Origin of the sequence: Bradyrhizobium sp. AT1 (assembly GCF_001590795.1) — a bacterium.
Lineage (GTDB): Bacteria > Pseudomonadota > Alphaproteobacteria > Rhizobiales > Xanthobacteraceae > Bradyrhizobium.
In genome coordinates this window covers 21,892-40,288 of sequence record NZ_JXDL01000001.1, presented here as the reverse complement: position 1 = coordinate 40,288, position 18,397 = coordinate 21,892, and the positions used below count along the sequence as shown (strand labels likewise).

The window sequence follows — 18,397 nt, the reverse complement described above, 5'->3', positions numbered from 1 at the left end:
GGGGGGTCTGTGTCTGGGCGGAAACAGGAGCTGCGAGCCAGGCGGCCGCCAGCATCGCGGCTGCGGCAAGGCTGGCTCTTGAGGTCATGGTCTTCATACTTCGGCCCAGTAGCGAATGAGGTTGTGATAGATACCCGTCAATTTGACCGTTTCGGGATCGTCACGCCCGAGCCGTTCCACCAGCGCCTGTATCGCGGTGTCGAGGTCAAAGATCATGCTCCGGGCTTGATCGTCCCGTATCATGCTCTGGAGCCAGAAGAAAGACGCAACCCGCGTTCCCTTCGTCACGGGGGTGACCAGGTGGAGGCTGGTCGAGGGATAGAGCACGCAGTCGCCGGCTGGCAACTTGACTTCGTGCGAGCCGTAAGTGTCCTCGATCACAAGTTCGCCACCGTCATACTCTTCCGGCTCCGCGAGGAACAGCGTGACCGACAGGTCTGTGCGGATGCGAAGTCCGGTCAGCCGGTCACCGCGGATCGCATTGTCGACATGCAGGCCGAAATGATGGCCACCGCTCGCCGCATAGCGGTTGAACAAAGGCGGGAAGATCTGCAGCGGGACCGCCGCCGCGATGAAGCGCGGATTCGACGTCAGCGCCGAGATGACGCGGTTGCCGAGTTTTCGCGCGACTTCGCTATCGGGTGGCAGCTGTTCGTTGCGCTTGACCATGGCCGACTGCGCACCAGCAGTCGACCGCCCGTCCTCCCATTCGCTGGCATCCATGATGCGGCGGAAATCCGCCACATCATCTTTGCTGAGAATGCCAGGCAGACACGTCAACATGATCAGAACTTCGCCGTGGTGACGATGTAGAACGCCCGGCCCGGCGCCACCGCCACGAACGGCACCGCGCTGCGATAAAGCGTGTCGTAGTACAGCTTGTTGGTCAGGTTCTGGGCGTAGAGCTTCATCGTCCAGTTCTTGTCGATCTTCTTCTCGACAAAGGCGTCGAAGCGCCAGTAGCTCGGCAACTCGTTGCCGGTGTTGGCTGCGAACGTGCCGCCATAGACCTTGGATCGGTACACCGCCTGGCCGCCGAGCTCCCAGCCGTCGTCAAATTTGTACTTGGTCAGCATGCTGAACGATTGGTGGGCGACGTTGGCAAGCTGCAGGCCGAGATTGGAGGCAACGCCGCTCTGCGTCACCTTGGATTGCATCAAGACGAGACCGCCGAAGATGCTCCAACGATCGGTGATCCGGCCCTCGGCTTCGATATCGATGCCCTGGATTCTGTAGGCCGCGCCCGATGTGAGCAGGCCATTGACCGTCTCGCGCGCATTGTCCTTCGTGGTCTGGAACAGCGCACCGGTCACCAGCAGATGGCGATCAGCGAGCTCCCATTTGGTGCCCACCTCGATCGCCTTGTTGCGCTCGGGTCCGAGCAGGATGGTCGAGTTGGCGGGAACGCCGCCGTAGTCGGTGCCGGTCGCGTCAAGCTCCGAGCCGAACGGATTGGCCGAGGTCGCGTAGGCCGCATAGATGCTGCCGATCGACATCGGCTTGTAGACCGCGCCAACGTTGTAATTGACGAGGTCGCTGCTCTGCTTGAGGTAGGCCGAGTTCGTCGACGCGCTCTGGCTGTAGCCGTCGTAGCGCACGCCGCCGTTGACGATGACCGTGTCCTGCCAATTCGCGGTATCCATCACATACACGCTGCTGGTGTTGACACCATAGCGCGTCGGATTTCCAACCAGCGACGGCGTGCCGAAGGGAATGTTGGTATATTGCGGGGAGTAGAGATTGACCCCCGTCACGGCACCGCTGCTGGTGAAGGGGCTCCCGGCCAGTTCCGACGCGAGGCCGGCGTAACGGTCGATCGAGATGTTCTCGTTCGAATATTCGACGCCGAACACCGCGGTGTGCTTGACCCCGCCAGTGTCGAGCTTGAACGTGGCCTCGTTCTGGTTGGCCCATACGTCGACGTTCTGGTAGCGGCTCTGCGCGCTCGCCGTCGTGGTCCAGAGCAGAGGATTGGGGCTGGTCGTGTTCGGGTTCTGCGGCAGCGTGCCGATATAGTTGAGCAGCGAATGCTCGCCGCGCACCTTGCTGGTCAGCGTGATGGCCTCATTGACCTTGTACTCGATCGTGCCGGTGCCGAAATCCTGCCGCGCGGTCTGGAAGTCGCGGTTGAGGAAGCCGTACCAGTTCTGACGCGGGATGCCGGCCGAGGTCACCGGCACGTTGCCCTGCTTGTAATAGGGCACGCCGAAATCCGGATAACCGCTGAGATCGGTATGGACGTAGTTGGTCGTGATCTTGATGTCGCTGGTCGGGGTGTATTTGGTCGAGATGAAGGACCCCCAGCGATTGTCGGTCACATAGTTGCGGCCGGCGACGTTGGCGTCCTGGAACACGCCGCCGGTGCGAACCGAGAAGGTCGGATCGATGACCTGGTTGACGTCGAGCGTGACGCGCTTGGTCATGTCGGTGCCGAACTCGGAATCCACGCGCTGGAAGTTGCGATCACCGGCCTGCTTGGTGACGATGTTGATGGCACCGCCGGCGGTGCCGCGGCCGGCGTAGGACGATGCCGGCCCGCGCAGGATCTCGATCTGCTCGGTGAAGAAGTTCTCGCGGATGGACACGGCGGGATCGCGGATGCCGTCGATGAACACGTCGTTGCGCGCGTCGAAGCCGCGGATGAAGAAGCGGTCGCCGAACGCGTTGCCGCCCTCGCCCGAGCCCAGCGTCACGCCCGCGGTCGAGCGCCCGATCTCCTTCAGGGTCGTCGCGTTCTTGTCCTCCAGCACTTCCTTGCTGAGCACCGTGATGCTCTTCGGCGTGTTCAGCATCTTCTCCGGAAACTTGCCCGAGGCTTGGACGTGGTCGACCTTGTAGGGCGCGGCCGGATCGGCATAGGGATTGCTGTCGGGAGCGCCTGACGGCGCGGTCGGCGCGGCCTGCTGGGCCGCCTGCTGACGCTGCGCGGCGCGGCGAAGCGCGTTGCGGGCCCGGACCTGCTCCGGCGAAGGCTTCGAGGCCACTGGACGCGGACGCTCGACAGGAGCGTCGACCGTCACCGGCGGCAGGTTCGACTGCTGCGCTTGCGCGCCGGTCGACACCGACGCCACTGCGATCAAGCTCGCAACCGCCGAGGCCTTCTTGCCTGAAACGCCCGCGAACTTTTCATCCACCAGATCGAATGTTGCGACCGAACGCAACGACTTCGGTGCGACCACCTGCCCCATTACCAAACGCCCCATCTTCCTGTTCGCTCATTCACTTCGACGAACGATGGATTGTTGGTATCGACCGCAAAATAGTGGGTCAATGCGAGCGCCTCGCAAGAACCCTTGAATCGATCCAGATCAAAACAATTCTAAACTGCAGTTTGAAATCGTTCTAAACGAACATTGGACTCGTTCTAAAGACGGCGACGCAATTGCTGCGTCATTGACCGTCTTTCTTTCAGCATCAATCGCTGCTCGGCGGCTTCATCAGCGAGAACAATTCATCGACGGTTTTCTGCGCGACCGCGCGCACGCGATCGGTGTTGTCCATTCCCGCGATGTTGACGCCATTGACCACGGCTTTGATCTCGTCGCGAAAGTCGGTGAGGAAGCGCAAGGGATCGCGTTGCTCGTTGGCGACACGCGCGATCAATCCCGTGATCAGAATCTGACACGCGATCAGCTTGCCGTTCAATTCGTCCATGCTGCGCTCCCTTGTGGCGGCGCCGATATGGACGATGGCGAAATTCCTGACAACCGAAACGGCCTCCGCGCGACTTAGAACCATTCTTGTTGTCGGCACCGAGTTGCGGCTCGGCATGGTCCCGTTGAGGTCGAGCACACCGTCTGCGAGTGCACCACAAGACTTGCCCGCTGGTCGGCCCGGTTTGGAAAATGCAGCACAGCACAGCGCTGCAGCAGGGCACTGCCCAAGCGGTGCAAAGCTTTCCGATTGTTTAGGATTCTCAACGGATAGTGCTGTTTACACTGGAACTTGGCGTGTATTATACAAGCGCGCTGGAACCCTGCGATTGCCCCATAATTCATAACTGAGGGCATACGAGCCGACACGAGACGACATGAAAAAGTCCCGGCCGATCCTCTGGCTTCTGATCATCACGGCCGTGGCCTCCGCGGGTTACTATGGTTGGCACAAATTCGGGCCTGAGGCCGGAAAAACCCAGACCGCCCAGAAAGGTCCACCCCGCGCGCCCGCCGTCCCGGTGAGCGTTGCGCCGGTCCAGAAGGTCGACTTCCCGGTCTACCTGACCGGCTTGGGCACGGTTCAGGGCTTCAACACCGTCCAAGTCCGCACCCGCGTGGATGGCCAGATCGACAAGCTCGCCTTCAAGGAAGGCCAGATCGTCCAGCAGGGCGAGCTTCTGGTCTCGATCGATCCCCGTCCCTATCAAGCCGCGCTCGACCAGGCCAAGGCCAAGAAGGCGCAGGACGAGGCCAGTCTCGCCAACGCCAATCTCGAACTTCAGCGCGCCATGAAGCTCGGCGAATTCGCAACCGCGCAGCGGGTCGACACCCAGCGCTCAACCGTCGCTCAGCTCACCGCCCAGATCGCCGCCGACGAAGCCGCGATCGCCAACGCCCAAACCCAGCTCGACTACACGCAGATCAAGGCGCCGATCACAGGTGTCGCAGGGCTCCGCCAGGTCGACATCGGCAACATCGTCAACGCCTCGACGCAGACGGGCATCGTCACGATCTCGCAGGTCGAGCCGATCACCGTGATCTTCACGGCACCGGAAGACCAGCTGCCCTATATCAGCGAAGGCCAGAAGACGGGCGCACTCAAGGTGATCGCCTTCACCACCGACGGCAAGAAGACGCTGGCCGAGGGCAAGCTTGCGGTCATCAACAACCAGGTCGACACCGCCAGCGGGACGATCCGCCTCAAGGCGGTGTTCGACAACAAGGACCACGCGCTGTGGCCGGGCCAGTCGGTCTCGACGCGGCTCCTGGTCCGGACGCTGAAGGACGCGACCGTGGTTCCGGATGACGCGGTCCAGCATTCGACCAACGGCCTCTACGCCTATACCGTCAACCAGGACAACAAGGCCGAGCTGCACAAGATCAAGGTCAGCTACGCCATCGATGGACATTCGGTCATCGAGGAAGGGCTGAGCCCTGGTCAGCAGGTGATCACCGGCGGCCAGTTCAAGGTGCAGCCCGGCAGCCTCGTCTCAACCGCGGTGGCAAGCTCGAGCCCGGCCCCGCCCCAGAACAAGGTCCGACAGGAATGACCGGGGGCGGGATTTCGGCACCTTTCATCCGGTACCCGATTGGCACCTCGCTGCTGATGGCCGGCATTCTCTTTGTCGGTCTCGTCGCCTATCCCCTGCTCCCGGTCGCACCGCTGCCGCAGGTGGACTTCCCGACCATCCAGATCACCGCCAATTTGCCGGGTGGTAGCCCGGAGACGATGGCCTCGTCGGTGGCGCAGCCGCTGGAGCGCCAGTTCGCCCAGATTCCCGGCATCGCCCAGATGACCTCGACGAGCTATCTCGGCACGGCGTCGATCACCATCCAGTTCGATCTCAACCGCAGCATCGACGGCGCCGCCAACGACGTGCAGGGCGCCATCAACGCGGCCTCCGGCCAGTTGCCGAAAAACCTGCCGTCGCCGCCGACCTATCGCAAGGTCAATCCGGCCGACGCGCCGATCCTGTTGCTGTCGGCAACATCGGAGACGCTGCCTCTGACCAGCGTCAGCGACGCGGTCGACGCCCAGCTTGCCCAGCAGATCAGCCAGCTCTCGGGCGTCGCCCAGGTCTTCATCGGCGGCCAGCAGAAGCCCTCCATCCGCATCCAGATCGACCCGGCGAAACTGGTCGCCAAGGGCCTGTCGATGGAGGACGTGCGCAGCCAGATCGCGATCACCACGGTCGACAGCCCGAAGGGCAACATCGACGGCGAGAAGCGCGCCTACACGATCTACGCCAACGACCAGCTCACGCACGCGAAGGACTGGAACGACGTCATCATCGCCTATCGCAACGGCGCTCCGTTGCGAATCCGCGACATCGGCCAGGCGGTCAGCGCCGCCGAAGACGCCAAACAGGCGGCCTGGGCCAACGGCAAGCGCGGCGTGTTCCTGGTGATCTTCAAGCAGCCCGGCGCCAACGTCATCGAGACCGTCGACAGGATCAAGGCGACCCTGCCCCGCCTCGTGGCGGCGATCCCGCCCGCGATCAAGATCGAGCTCATCAGCGACCGCACTACGACCATCCGCGCCGCGGTCGAGGACGTCCAGTTCACCCTGCTGCTGACCATCGCCCTCGTGGTCATGGTCATTTTCATTTTCCTGCGCAGCTTCTGGGCCACCGTCATTCCAACCATCACGGTTCCACTGGCGCTGCTGGGCGCGTGCGCCCTGATGTGGGTCGCCGGCTATTCGCTCGACAATCTGTCGCTGATGGCGCTCACCATCGCGGTCGGATTCGTCGTCGACGATGCCATCGTGATGCTCGAGAACATCACGCGCTACATCGAGGAAGGCGAATCGCCGATGGCGGCGGCCTTCCGCGGCTCGAAGGAAATCGGGTTCACCATCGTGTCGATCAGCATTTCGCTGGTCGCGGTGCTGATCCCGCTGCTCTTGATGGGCGGCATCATCGGGCGCCTGTTCCGCGAATTCGCCGTCGTGCTGGCGATGACCATCTTCGTCTCGATGTTCGTGTCGCTGACCCTGACGCCGATGATGGCCTCGCGCTTCCTGCGCGCCCATGGCGAGGTGACCCACGGCAAATTCTACCAATGGAGCGAGCGCGCCTTCGACGGGCTGCTGCGCGGCTACGAATACGTGCTCGACCATGCCCTCGCCTGGCGCCGCACCACGCTGGCGATCTTCTTCGCCACGCTTGGATTGTCGATTTATCTGTTCGTCCTGATCCCGAAGGGCTTCTTCCCGCAACAGGACGTCGGCCTGATCACGGCAACCTCGGAAGCCTCGCAGGACATTTCGTTCAGAGAGATGACCCGGCGCCAGGAACAGCTCGGCAAGATCATCTTGGCCGATCCCGACGTTGCCAGCGTCGCGATGTCGATCGGCGGCAGCGGCCGCGCCGGCAACAACGGCAACATATTCATCACGCTGAAGCCGCGCGACAAGCGAGAGGCTTCGGCTCAGCAGATCATCGCGCGACTGCGTCCCCAGTTTGACAAGGTCCAGGGCGCCCGCCTCTACATGCAGGCAGCCCAGGACGTGCGGCTCGGCGGCCGGCCGACGCGCACGCAGTTCGAATTCACGCTGCAGGACGCCAATCTGGACGAGCTCAACGAATGGGCGCCCAAGATCCTCGCCAAGATGCAGACCTTGCCGGAGCTGCGCGACGTCGCGACCGACCAGCAGACCCAGGGCACCACGGTCCAGCTCAAGATCAACCGTGACACCGCCGCGCGTTACGGCATCCAGCCGCAGCTGATCGACGACACGCTGTATGACTCCTTCGGCCAGCGGCAGGTCACGCAGTATTTCACCCAGCTCAACACCTACAAGGTGATCCTGGAGATCCTGCCTGAGATGCAGGGCAATCTCGACAGCCTCAACAAGCTCTATCTGAGGTCGCCGCTGACCGGCGACCAGGTGCCGCTATCGACCTTCGCGACCTGGACCACCGATCCGGTCCGTCCGCTCTCGATCAGCCACCAGGGCCAGTTCCCGGCGACCACGATCAGCTTCAACCTCGGCCAGGGCGTCGCGCTCGGCCAGGCGACGGAAGCCGTGCAGAAGGCGATGGCCGATCTCGGCGCGCCGCCGACCCTGAACTCGAGCTTCCAGGGCACCGCGCAGGCGTTCCAGCAATCGCTCGGCACCGTGCCGCTCTTGATCCTCGCTGCCCTCGTCGTGGTCTATTTGATCCTCGGCATCCTCTATGAGAGCTACATCCATCCGATCACGATCCTGTCGACCCTGCCCTCGGCCGGCGTCGGCGCGCTTCTGATCCTGATGGCGGCCGGCTTCGACTTCAGCCTCATCGCCTTGATCGGAATCATTCTCCTGATCGGCATCGTGAAGAAGAACGGCATCATGATGGTCGACTTCGCCATCGCCGCCGAGCGCGACGAGCACAAGACGCCGGCGGAATCGATCCGCCAAGCCGCCCTGCTCCGCTTCCGCCCGATCATGATGACGACGATGGCCGCGCTGCTCGGCGGCGTGCCCTTGATGCTCGGTCACGGCACCGGCGCCGAGATCCGCCAGCCGCTCGGCTACGCCATGGTCGGCGGCCTGATCGTCAGCCAGGCGCTGACGCTGTTCACCACGCCGGTGGTCTATCTCTATCTCGACGAGCTCAACAACTGGTTCTCAGGCTGGGGCCGTTCGGGCGACGGCGAAGGCGGCGAGACGGTCGAGCACGGCACCGTCAAGGAAGCTGCCGAGTAAGCTTGCGCCGCGCCCCCCGCGACGCTACAGCGAGCCCCTCGGTTCACGCCAACGTGGTTTCGCCATGCCCATGCAATCCCGATTTGTCGCCCTCGCCGCCGCTCTCCTGTTGTCGACGGGTGCCGCCTCTGCCCAGCAAGGCGCGAAGAAGAACGCCCCCGCCCCGGCGGCTCAACCTGCGCCGGCTCCGACGCAAGCACAGGCCGACGGTGCGGCGGCACAGCAGCCCGGCTGGATCGTGCGCTGCACCAGCGTGAGCCGCGATGCGCCGCTCGAATGCGCGATGGAGCAGAACGCGGTGCTGACCAAGACCGGCCAGACCATCGTCCTCGTCAACATCCGCATCGCGCCGGACACCCGCACGCCGGTGGCGCTCCTGCAATTGCCGCTCGGCCTCAACCTTCCGGTCGGCGCCAAGCTTCAGGTCGACGAAGGCAAAACGGTCGATCTCCAGATCCAGACTTGCGAGAACCGCGGTTGCTACGCTTCGACCCCGATCGCGGCCGACCTGCTCGGCGCCTTGCGGTCGGGCAAGCAGCTCAAGGTCTCCTTCCAGAACATGGCCAAGGAGACCATTGCAATCCCGATGCCGCTCGGCGATTTCGCCGCCGCCTACGACAAGATCAAGTAGCAGGCTTCCTGCTATTGCCGCGCCATCTGCGCGTTGCCGACGGCGTCGCCGTCGAGCGTCTGGTCGTTGTGCATGGTGACGGTGACGCGCAGGAGCCGCCCCCGGTATTCGAACGGCGCCTCGTAATGCGACACGGGGCTGCCGCGGTCGCGGCCGATGTCGAGGCCCGACCACGAGATCAGCGTGTGGAAGCCGAGCTGGGTCTGCAGCGAGCCCGCCGGCTCGCCGTCGATCAGCAGCGTGTATTCGGTGATGCCGGTGCGCGCGCCCTTGGCCGGCGGCTCCTTGCGCACGAGGCGTTCGACGTGCACCGCGAGCCGCTGCGCGGATGACGTCACCTTGCGGTCCGACCGCAGGATCTGGTGGCTGCCGCCGATGTTGAGATCGTGCACGAGATGGCCATCGCGGACATAGAGGCTGTAGCCCGACGTCGCATCGCCGTGCGAGATCAGCACGCCATCGGCACCCTGCTCGTCGATCTCGACATGCGCCTCGATCGTATAACTGCGGCTGCGCACGTCGGGCGCGACGTCGGTCGGCACATGCCCCATGCCCGCGTGGAAGACGAAACGATGGCGAGCGCCGTGGAAGCGCGCGGCATTCTCCGCAAAGCGCGGCCCGAAGCGGTCGTCCAGCGGCAGCACCTGGTGCTTCTCGGCCTCGTCCCACCACATCGCGATCATCCGTCCCAGGCGTTCCGGCTCCGCGGCTGCAAGATCGTTGGTCTCGGAGAAATCCGCGTCCAGGTGAAACAGCTCCCATTTGTCGTTCTCGAACGGCGTGCCCGACGGATGGAAGGCGACCGCCTTCCATCCCGCATGCCAGAGACCGCGATGTCCGAACATCTCGAAATATTGCGGCGAGCTTTTTGACGGCGAGGATGCATCGGTGACCGACCGCGCAAAGCTCTCGCCTTCGAGCGGCATCTGCCGGCAGCCCGCGATATCAGTGGGCGCCTCGATGCCGATCAGCTCCAATAGCGTCGGCGTGAGGTCGCAGGCGTGGACGAACTGATGACGCAGCTCGCCTTTGGCCGCGATCCTGTTCGGCCAGTTGATGACGAAGGGATCGCGGATGCCGCCCCCATGGGTGTTCTGCTTGTAGCGGCGCAGCGGCGTGTTGGACGCCATCGCCCAGCCATGCGGGAAATTGCTGTGGGTGTCGGGCCCGCCGATGTCGTCGATGCGGGCGAGCTTCTCGGCGATCGGCTCCGGCTTGAAGTTGAACGGCCCCATCGCATTCACGAATCCGAGCGGCCCGCCTTCCTGGCTCGCGCCATTGTCGGACATCACGATGATCACGGTGTTGTCGCGGATGCCGGCCGTGTCGAGGAATGCGACCAGCCGCGCAAGATGCCGATCGGAATGGTCGAGCATGCCGGCGAAGGCCGCCTGCAGCCGTGTGAAGACGCGGCGCTCGTCGGCCGAATGCTCCTCCCAGGCCTTCACGCCGTCGTTGCGCGCGGGCATCCGCGTGTCGTCGGGCACCAGGCCCATCGCCTTCTGGCGCGCGAGGCGCTGCTCGCGCTCGACGTCCCAGCCATGGGCGAAGGCGGCGTCATAGCTTTTGATGATCTCGGCCGGCGCTTGATGCGGCGCGTGGCAGGCCCCGAGCGCGACCCAGGTCAGCCAGGGCACATCAGGCCGATCGGCGAGGTGATCGCCGATGAAGCGGATCGACTGGTCGATCAAATCCTCGGTCAAATGATAGCCGTCGGCATAGGTGCCCGGCGGGTCGATATGCGTGTTGTCGGAGACGAGTTCCGGCGCGTATTGATCGGTCTCGGCGTCGAGGAAGCCGTAGAAGCGGTCGAAGCCGCGCCCGAGCGGCCAGCCGTCGAACGGGCCGGTGGCGCCGCTCTCGGTCAGCGGCGTGACGTGCCATTTGCCGACCATGTAGTTGCGATAGCCGTGCCCGCGCAGCATCTCGGCCAGCGTCCCCGCTTCACGCGCGATCTTGCCGCGATAGCCGGGATAGCCGGAATCGAAATTGGCGAGACACCCGACCCCGACGGAATGATGGTTGCGCCCCGTGAGCAGCGCTGCACGCGTCGTCGAGCACATCGCGGTGGTGTGGAAACCGGAATAGCGCAGGCCTTCCGCGGCGAGCCTGTCGATGGTCGGCGTCCTGATCGCCGAGCCGTAGCAGCCGAAATCGGAGAAGCCGACGTCGTCGAACAGCACCACGAGGATGTTCGGCGCGCCCGCGGGCGACTTCGCAGGCTCGGGCCACCAGGGTTTTGACTCCGCAACCGTCTTGCCGACGGTGCCGCGGAACGGCGTGCCGCTGCCTGCGCTCATCTGATCCTCCCTGCTGGATCGTTTCTGTCATCTCTGCACCCGCGGTTGACCCCCGGCGCACCTCACCCTAAATTATAATCAGAATTATGATTATGATTTTTGGCGGATGCAAGCCCAGATGCGCCCACGGACAGACCAACCGGAGCTTCGCAATTTCGACCTGCCGGGCGTCGCCCCGTCCCGGCAGAAGCGGAGCCGGGAAACCACGCTGGCGCTGCTGCGCGCCGGCGCCGCGATGCTGAGGACGCGCAGCCTTGCGGAGCTCTCGATCGAGGCCCTGTGCACCGAAGTCGGGGCCACGGTCGGCGCCTTCTACAGCCGCTTCGAGAGCAAGGAGACCTATTTCAACGCGTTGATGGCGCTGGCCACACGCGATGGCGAGCAGCGGCTTGCAGGGATCAGGCCGCCGTCACCCGATACGGGTCTCGACAAACTCTGCCACATCATCGTCAGCGGCATCATCGCCTGGATGCGCCATCATGAGGGCGTGCTGCGCGCCGCGCTTCAGCACGACGACACCCGCCCGGACCAATGGACGCCGTTCAAAGCTCTCGCCCAGGCGACGACGACGCGCGCCACCCCTCTCCTGCTGCCGGCCATGGGCAAGGGGCGTAAGGCGGCAAAGACCGGCGCCATCGCCTTCGGCTTCCAGGTCGTGCTGGGCACGCTGGTGAACGCGATTCTCAACGATCCCGGACCGCTGTCGCTGTCGTCGAAGGAGATGGAGACGCGGCTCGCCGGCTGCCTGTTGCTGCTGCTCCAGGCCGAATGCGGCCGCGCTTCGCGATAGGCCTTCCGCCCCGGGATCAGCCGATGATTTCGCTCGCCCGCAGCAGCGTCGTGAAGCCGCCATAGATCATGCGCTTGCCGTCGAACGGCATGCCCTCCATCTTCAGCCGCGGGTCCGCCATCACCTTCTTGTTGACGGCATCGCGGGTCTGGCGGTCGCGGTAGACGATCCAGGAGAACACCACGACCTCGTCCTCTTTCGCCATCACGGCGCGCGGGAACGAGGTCAGCTCGCCATAGGGGACGTCGTCGGCGATGCATTCGACATAGTCGAGCGCACCATGCTCCATCCAGATCGCGCAGGCGGTCGTCGCCAGCGACTTGTAGGCCTCGACCTTGTCCTTCGGCACGGCCAGAACGAAACCATCGACATAGGGCATCACGGATCTCCCAGGGTTGTGTGTCCCAAGGACGATGACGAGCGCGGCGATCCGACGGCGAGATGCGGTTTTCAGATGAGGCAAACCGTCGCGAGCGGCCAACGGACCTCATCGCAGCCGAGCGGCAGACCGGGGGAATGGACCGTGGAAAAGCGCCCGGAACTGGCTGGGGAACCTGGATTCGAACCAAGACAAACAGAGTCAGAGTCTGTTGTGCTACCGTTACACCATTCCCCAACGGAATAGTCGAACAAATTCAATCGCTTGACGCTTTGTTCGACTGTCACCGGAAGCGCGTTTTGCGCAAATCACGGCTCAGGCGTGGCAGGGTTCTACCCGCTCGCCCCCGGGCTGGCAAGCGCCGCGGTGAAGGGATCACCGCCTACTCCAGCCTGATGTTCGCGGCCTCGATGACCTTCTTCCAGCGCGCCGTCTCGGCGGCGATGTAGGCTGCGAACGGCTCCGAATCCACGGCGACCGCGACGGCACCGAGCTCGGCCAGCTTCTGCACCGTCTCCGGCTGCTGCATGAAAGCGCGAATCTCGGCCGAGAGCTTTTCGACGATCGGCTTCGGCGTGCCCGCGGGAACGAAGAAACCGTGCCAGGCGACGGCCTCGAAGCCGGGCAGGAATTCGGCGACGGCCGGCACTTGCGGATCGAAGTCGGCGCGCTTGGGCGTTGCGGTCGCGAGCAGCGCCAGCTGGCCGGTCTTCACCTGCGGCAGCAGCAGCGGCACGTTGTCGAAGGCGAGATCGATCTGGCCGCTGAGCAGGTCCGTCAGCATCTGGCTCGAGCCCTTGTAGGGCACGTGCACCATCTTGGTGCCGGTCATCTGCTGGAACAGCTCGCCGGCGAGATGCTGCGAGGTGCCGACACCGGCCGAGCCGAACGAGATCTTGTCCGGGTTCGCCTTCAGATAGGTGATCAACTCCGGCACCGTGCGCGCCTTGATCTTGTTGGGATTGACGACGAGCACGTTGGGCACGACGCTGATCTGGGCGACCGGCACCAGATCCTTGTCCGGCTGGTAGCTGAGCTTCGGCCCGTACAGCGTGGGATTGATCGCGAGCGCGGACGTACTGGCAACGCCGAGCGTGATGCCGTCAGGCGCCGATTTCGCCAGCCGCGTCACGCCGAGAATCGAGCCGGCACCGCCGACATTCTCGACCACGAAGGGCTTGCCGAACTTCGCCTGCAGATGGTTGGAGACCATGCGCGCGAAGATGTCCGCGGTGCCGCCGGCGGCGAACGGAACGATCACGGTCACCTGCTTGGAGGGATAAGCATCCTCAGCCTGCACCGGTGAAACCGCCAGCAGCACTGCCGACACGAAACCAAGCCACATCGATCTCATCGAAGTTTCCTCTATTTTCATTGTGTTGTTGATTGGTTGCCGCGCGCGGCAGGCGTCTCAGAATGCGACCTCGTACATGTTCAGGATCGCATCCCGGCCGAGATCGCGCGGATTGTTGTCGAGCAGGCGGCGAATGGCGTGCGCCTCGTCCGCCATCACGCCGAGGTCGCTTCTGGGTACGTCGAGCGCGGACAGCCGCATCTCGATGCCAAGCTTCTTGCAGAAGCCGTAGGTGGCGTCGAATGCGCGCTTGGGATCATTGCTCTCCGGCAATCCCAGCGCACCCAGCACCGCAACCGTCTTCGTCTCCACCGCGGGCATGTTGAAGGCCAGCGTATGCGGGAAGATCACCGCGCAGGCCAGGCCATGCGCCACATGGTGACGCGTGCCGAGCGGATAGGCCACCGCGTGGCCGGCGGTGGTGTTCACCGGTCCCAGGCAATAGCCGCCGTAGAGCGAGGCCAGCGCCAGACCCGCGCGCGCCTCGCGGTCGCTGCCGTCGGTCACCGCGCGCTCGATATAACGTCCAACCAGCCGCGCGCCTTCGAGCGCGTAAAGGTCGATCGTCGGATGCGCCTTACGGCTGGTATAGGCCTCGACGCAATGCGCCAGCGCATCGACCCCGGTCGCCGCGGTGACCTCCTTCGGCACGGTCATGGTCAGGTCTGGATCGACGATGGCGATGTCGGCCAGCATGAAGCGGCTCTGCACCGCCTGCTTGTTCTGGCTGACGGGATCGGTGACGAGCGCGCGCGTGCCAGCCTCGCTGCCGGTCCCCGACGTCGTCGGAATCTGCATCAGCGCGACGCTGCGGCCGGCCACCTTCTCCGGCCCGACGATGTCGGCAAAGGGCACGTCACTGGTGCACATCACCGCGACCAGCTTGGCGAGATCCATTGCGCTGCCACCGCCGAAGCCGACAACCAGATCGGGCCTGACGTCGCGCGCCATGGCCACCGCCCTCTCGAGATTGGGCAGGTCCGGCTCGGGCTTGACGTCGCCAAACACTTTCACGGCGCCTGGCAGCGCCAGCGCGTCGACGCGGCGTGCGTTGAAGGAATCGGAGATCACCAGCGGCCGCTTGGCGCCGATCCGCTCGGCAAAGCGCGCCGCAGCAGTGATGGTGCCATTGCCGAATTCGAGGATGGTGGGACGCTGGATTTCGATAGGCGTGAAAGCGTTGGTCATCGTGCGTTCGATCTCATGACTTGGATGCGGAGGCGCCGGCGGACAGCCGTTCGGCATAGTCGATGGCCTCGATCAGGCTGTGCTCGTTGGCGATGCCCTTGCCGGCAATGTCGAAGGCGGTGCCGTGATCGACGGAGGTGCGGATGATCGGCAGGCCCAGCGTGATGTTGACGCCGGAAAGCTCCTGCCAGCGGCCGGTCGCGGGATCGACCTGGAAGCCGAGCAGCTTGACCGGGATATGGCCCTGGTCGTGATACATCGCGACCACGGCATCGTACTGGCCGGCGCGCAGCTTGACGAAAACGGTGTCGCCGGGCACGGGGCCGACGACATCGAGACCATCGGAAACAGCCTTCGCAATCGTCGGCGCGGACACGTCGATGTCCTGCCGGCCGAACAGTCCGCCCTCGCCGGCATGCGGATTGAGCGCGGCGATCGCGATCTTCGGCTTGGCGATGCCGAGCCGCAGCAGGGCATCATTGGTGAGGTCGATCACCATGCGCAGCCGCTCCGGCGTCAGACGCTTCGGCACGTCCTCCAGCGCCACGTGGGTCGAGACGTGACTGACACGCATGTTGCCGTGGGCAAGCAGCATCACCGAGCCGCGCACGCCGGTGAGATGCGCCAGCATCTCGGTGTGGCCAGGAAAATGATAGCCGGCCTTGTTGAGCGCTTCCTTGTTGAGCGGCGCGGTGACGATCGCCGCGGTCCGCCCCGCCTGCGTCAGGCGCACGCCCTGCTCGATCGCCTTGTAGGCGAAGCGGCCGCCATCGGCGCTGAGCACGCCGGGCTTGATCGGGTCGCCTTCCGTATCGGCCTGCAAATAGCAGAGGTTGGGCCAGTCGCGATCATCAGCGCGCACTTCGGGAATCGCAATGCCTGCACCGAGCGCAGCTTTCGCGCCATCGAGCGCAGCGCCGCTGCCGATGATCAGGATCCGCAGATCGCCTTTCGCGATCCGGTCCTTCAAGCCGACACAGGCCTTGACGATGATCTCCGGCCCAATCCCGGCGGGATCGCCCATGGTGATGGCAAGATGACGAGAGGTCATGTCGGACTCCCCTTACTGATGAAATGATTGTCCCGCAGCAGATCGCGCCACAGCGCGCTGGGGCCGAATGCGCCTGATTTCGAGACGACATCGACACCGGCCCAGCGACCGCCTTGCAGGATCGAGCGCGGCAATCCCGGCACGATACGCCCGGTCACCTGGAGCGCAAGCGCACCGAGAGCGACGCATGCGGCCTTCAGGGTTTCTCCACCTGCCACGATCAGCGTCCCCGGCGGGTCGAGCGCCGCGACCAGCGCCGTCATCTCGTGCGCGATCCGCTGCGCCGCCTCGACCCGCGACAGCCCGTCGGCAAGCGAGAATTTGACCAGCGCCACGCCCTCGTCGGCCAGCTTGCGTTGGACCCTTGCTCCGCCCTCGCCCTCCGCCACGGCGATAGTGGCTTCGCCGCAGGCCGCAAGCTGGGCTGCAGTCGCAGCCTGGTCGGAGCCGAATAGACCCAGCACCGGCAGCTTCAATTGGCTCGGCGCATCGGCATGATGGCTGCGGGCCAGCGCGCCGGCCAGGCCGCCGCTGCCACACCACAGCACGGGCCCCGGCATGCGCCGCGCCATGTCGACGACGCGATCGAGGTCGAGGTCGCTCTCGGCATCGAACACCTGAACACCGCCTTGCAAGAGCGTGTCGGGTGTGCCCTGCCGTGCCTCGATGCCATCTTGCCTCAATTGATCCAGCAGATTGTCGCCGACCCGATGCCAATCACCTTGAACGGTGCGCGCGAATTGCTGGCCACCGACAGTGCGGCGTCCTTGATAGTCGAACGCGGGCGCGACCACGCAGGAGGCCCAATGGCCATTGCGCAGGCAGGCGCCGAGCTCAGCCGCCCAGGCGCCTCGCAGGAGGCTGTCGACCTTCTTGTAGGCGATGGTTGCGCCCTGGAGCTGCGGTGCCAGCCGTCCGACGATCTCGATGCTGTCGGCTTTCGACCGTTCGCGGGTGCCGCTATCGATGGCGAGGCTCCCGGAACCCTGCGCTGCCGACGCTTCCGACCAGACGACCTCGAACGGCCCGCACAGCCCGACGAACTCCGCCGCGGTGTCGAGCGCGCCGGTGAGATCGTCGGCAAGCAGGCGGACGCTCGTCATCGCTGAGCGCCTCCCGCGGCAAAAATCTTGCCCGGATTCATCAGGCCGTTCGGGTCGAGCAGCCGCTTGATGTCGCGCATCAGGTCGATGTCGAGCGGATCAGTGACGCGGGCGAGCCGGCCGCGATTGGTGATCCCGATGCCATGCTCGGCGCTGATCGCCCCGCCCTGCGCTGCGGTCTCGTCATCGACGATTTCGTTGATTTGCGCCACCAGCGCGGCCGTCACGGCGGGATCCTGGCAACGCGCGCGGTCGATCAGGGCAATCACGTGGATGTTGCCATCGCCGATATGGCCGTGCATCACCACCCGCGCATGCGGCACGGCGGCCTTGATCCGGGCCTCGACATTGGTGACGAAGGCGGCCTGACGTTCGAGCGGCACCACGCTGTCATGCGACACCACATAGCCGCTGCGCTTGTTGCCTTCGGACACACTGTGCCTGACAGCCCAGATCGCTCTGGCCTGCGCGAGATTGGACGCGAGGATCGCATCTTCGGCGAGTTTTGCTTCCATCGCCTCCGCCAGCACCGTGGCGAGCGGCTCGTCGAGGTCGACGCCGGGAAGCGTGTCCGTCAGCTCCACGATCAAATACCACGGCGTCGTCAGCTCGAAGGGAATGGTAACATGCGGCACGGTCGCGGCAATCGCCTCGATCTGCGAGCGCGACATGATTTCGAGGCTGCCGAGCCGGTCACCGACCGTGCCGCGCAGGCGCTGCATGATCTCGAGCGCCTGCTCGACGCCCTGCAATTTCAACAGCGCAAGCGCCGAGCTGCGCGGCGGCGCGAACAGCTTCAACACGGCCGCTGTGACGATGCCGAGCGTGCCCTCCGCGCCGATGAAGAGCTGCTTCAGCGCGTAGCCGGTGTTGTCCTTGCGCAGCGCGCGCAGGCCGTTGAAAATGCGTCCGTCGGGCAGCACGACCTCCAGCCCGAGGACCAGATCGCGCGTCGGACCGTAGCGCAGCACGGCCGTGCCGCCGGCATTGGTCGAGATATTGCCGCCGATCTGGCAGGAGCCCTCGGCGCCCAGGCTCAAGGGAAAATGGCGATCGACGTCCCGCGCCGCGTTCTGCACCTCCGCAAGGATGCAGCCGGCCTCCACCGTGATCGTATTGGCGAGCGGGCTGACGTCCCGCACGGCCCGCATTCGGTCCAGCCGGATCACGACATTGCCGGCGCGATCGTCGGGCGTCGCCGCCCCGCACATGCCGGTGTTGCCGCCCTGCGGCACGATCGCAAGCCGGCGTG

The 18,397-nt window shown here is 64.7% G+C and carries 14 protein-coding genes and 1 tRNA gene; 4 read left to right on the top strand and 11 right to left on the bottom strand.

Annotated features, from left to right (window positions below; translation table 11 throughout):
* Positions 1-93 precede the first annotated feature (93 nt).
* From SE92_RS00180 to SE92_RS00170, 3 genes are all read right to left on the bottom strand, one after another.
* On the bottom strand, positions 94-783 hold the full coding sequence (locus SE92_RS00180; protein WP_063193931.1) for a Fe2+-dependent dioxygenase: 690 nt from the start codon (positions 781-783) through the stop codon (positions 94-96).
* A 2-nt stretch (positions 784-785) separates the two neighbouring features.
* Positions 786-3,188, bottom strand: coding sequence for a TonB-dependent receptor (locus SE92_RS00175; RefSeq protein ID WP_063193930.1), 2,403 nt, complete (start codon positions 3,186-3,188; stop codon positions 786-788).
* A gap of 226 nt (positions 3,189-3,414) precedes the next feature.
* Positions 3,415-3,654, bottom strand: a complete 240-nt coding sequence (locus tag SE92_RS00170) for a hypothetical protein (RefSeq protein WP_025035676.1) — start codon at positions 3,652-3,654, stop codon at positions 3,415-3,417.
* A 376-nt stretch (positions 3,655-4,030) separates the two neighbouring features.
* Between SE92_RS00170 and SE92_RS00165 the strand changes: the two genes are divergently transcribed.
* The 3 genes from SE92_RS00165 (at position 4,031) to SE92_RS00155 (ending at position 8,980) form a co-directional block, all read left to right on the top strand.
* Positions 4,031-5,206 (top strand): efflux RND transporter periplasmic adaptor subunit, encoded by a 1,176-nt coding sequence (locus tag SE92_RS00165; protein WP_063193929.1) that lies wholly within the window; start codon positions 4,031-4,033, stop codon positions 5,204-5,206.
* Entirely contained in the window at positions 5,203-8,349 is a 3,147-nt protein-coding gene (locus SE92_RS00160; RefSeq protein WP_063193928.1) for a multidrug efflux RND transporter permease subunit, read from the top strand. The genes SE92_RS00165 and SE92_RS00160 overlap by 4 nt, the downstream gene beginning before the upstream one ends.
* 64 nt (positions 8,350-8,413) lie before the next feature.
* A complete protein-coding gene (locus SE92_RS00155) occupies positions 8,414-8,980 on the top strand; it encodes an invasion associated locus B family protein (RefSeq protein WP_063193927.1) in 567 nt (188 codons plus the stop codon).
* A gap of 11 nt (positions 8,981-8,991) precedes the next feature.
* Here SE92_RS00155 and SE92_RS00150 read toward each other — a convergent pair whose 3' ends face one another.
* Positions 8,992-11,280, bottom strand: coding sequence for an arylsulfatase (locus tag SE92_RS00150; RefSeq protein WP_063193926.1), 2,289 nt, complete (start codon positions 11,278-11,280; stop codon positions 8,992-8,994).
* A 106-nt stretch (positions 11,281-11,386) separates the two neighbouring features.
* Here SE92_RS00150 and SE92_RS00145 point away from each other — a divergent pair, with 106 nt between their 5' ends.
* Positions 11,387-12,070, top strand: a complete 684-nt coding sequence (locus SE92_RS00145; RefSeq protein ID WP_157094949.1) for a TetR/AcrR family transcriptional regulator — start codon at positions 11,387-11,389, stop codon at positions 12,068-12,070.
* A gap of 16 nt (positions 12,071-12,086) precedes the next feature.
* Here SE92_RS00145 and SE92_RS00140 read toward each other — a convergent pair whose 3' ends face one another.
* The 7 genes from SE92_RS00140 to SE92_RS00110 all read right to left on the bottom strand — a co-directional run.
* Positions 12,087-12,449 carry a DUF1428 domain-containing protein gene (locus SE92_RS00140; RefSeq protein ID WP_063193925.1) on the bottom strand — a complete coding sequence of 121 codons (363 nt, stop codon included), beginning with the start codon at positions 12,447-12,449 and terminating at the stop codon, positions 12,087-12,089.
* A gap of 163 nt (positions 12,450-12,612) precedes the next feature.
* Positions 12,613-12,686 (bottom strand) — tRNA-Gln (locus SE92_RS00135).
* 145 nt (positions 12,687-12,831) lie between these two features.
* On the bottom strand, positions 12,832-13,803 hold the full coding sequence (locus SE92_RS00130; protein ID WP_063193924.1) for a Bug family tripartite tricarboxylate transporter substrate binding protein: 972 nt from the start codon (positions 13,801-13,803) through the stop codon (positions 12,832-12,834).
* A 57-nt stretch (positions 13,804-13,860) separates the two neighbouring features.
* Positions 13,861-14,991 carry an iron-containing alcohol dehydrogenase gene (locus SE92_RS00125; RefSeq protein WP_245324395.1) on the bottom strand — a complete coding sequence of 377 codons (1,131 nt, stop codon included), beginning with the start codon at positions 14,989-14,991 and terminating at the stop codon, positions 13,861-13,863.
* A 13-nt stretch (positions 14,992-15,004) separates the two neighbouring features.
* The gene (gene pdxA, locus SE92_RS00120) at positions 15,005-16,042 is read right to left on the bottom strand and encodes a 4-hydroxythreonine-4-phosphate dehydrogenase PdxA (RefSeq protein WP_063193922.1); all 1,038 of its coding nucleotides are present in this window, start codon (positions 16,040-16,042) and stop codon (positions 15,005-15,007) included.
* Positions 16,039-17,145, bottom strand: a complete 1,107-nt coding sequence (locus tag SE92_RS00115; RefSeq protein WP_063193921.1) for a four-carbon acid sugar kinase family protein — start codon at positions 17,143-17,145, stop codon at positions 16,039-16,041. The genes pdxA and SE92_RS00115 overlap by 4 nt, the downstream gene beginning before the upstream one ends.
* Positions 17,142-18,397, bottom strand: a 1,256-nt coding sequence (locus SE92_RS00110) for an FAD-binding oxidoreductase (RefSeq protein ID WP_063193920.1), incomplete at its 5' end; no start/stop codon positions are given. The genes SE92_RS00110 and SE92_RS00115, both read right to left, overlap by 4 nt.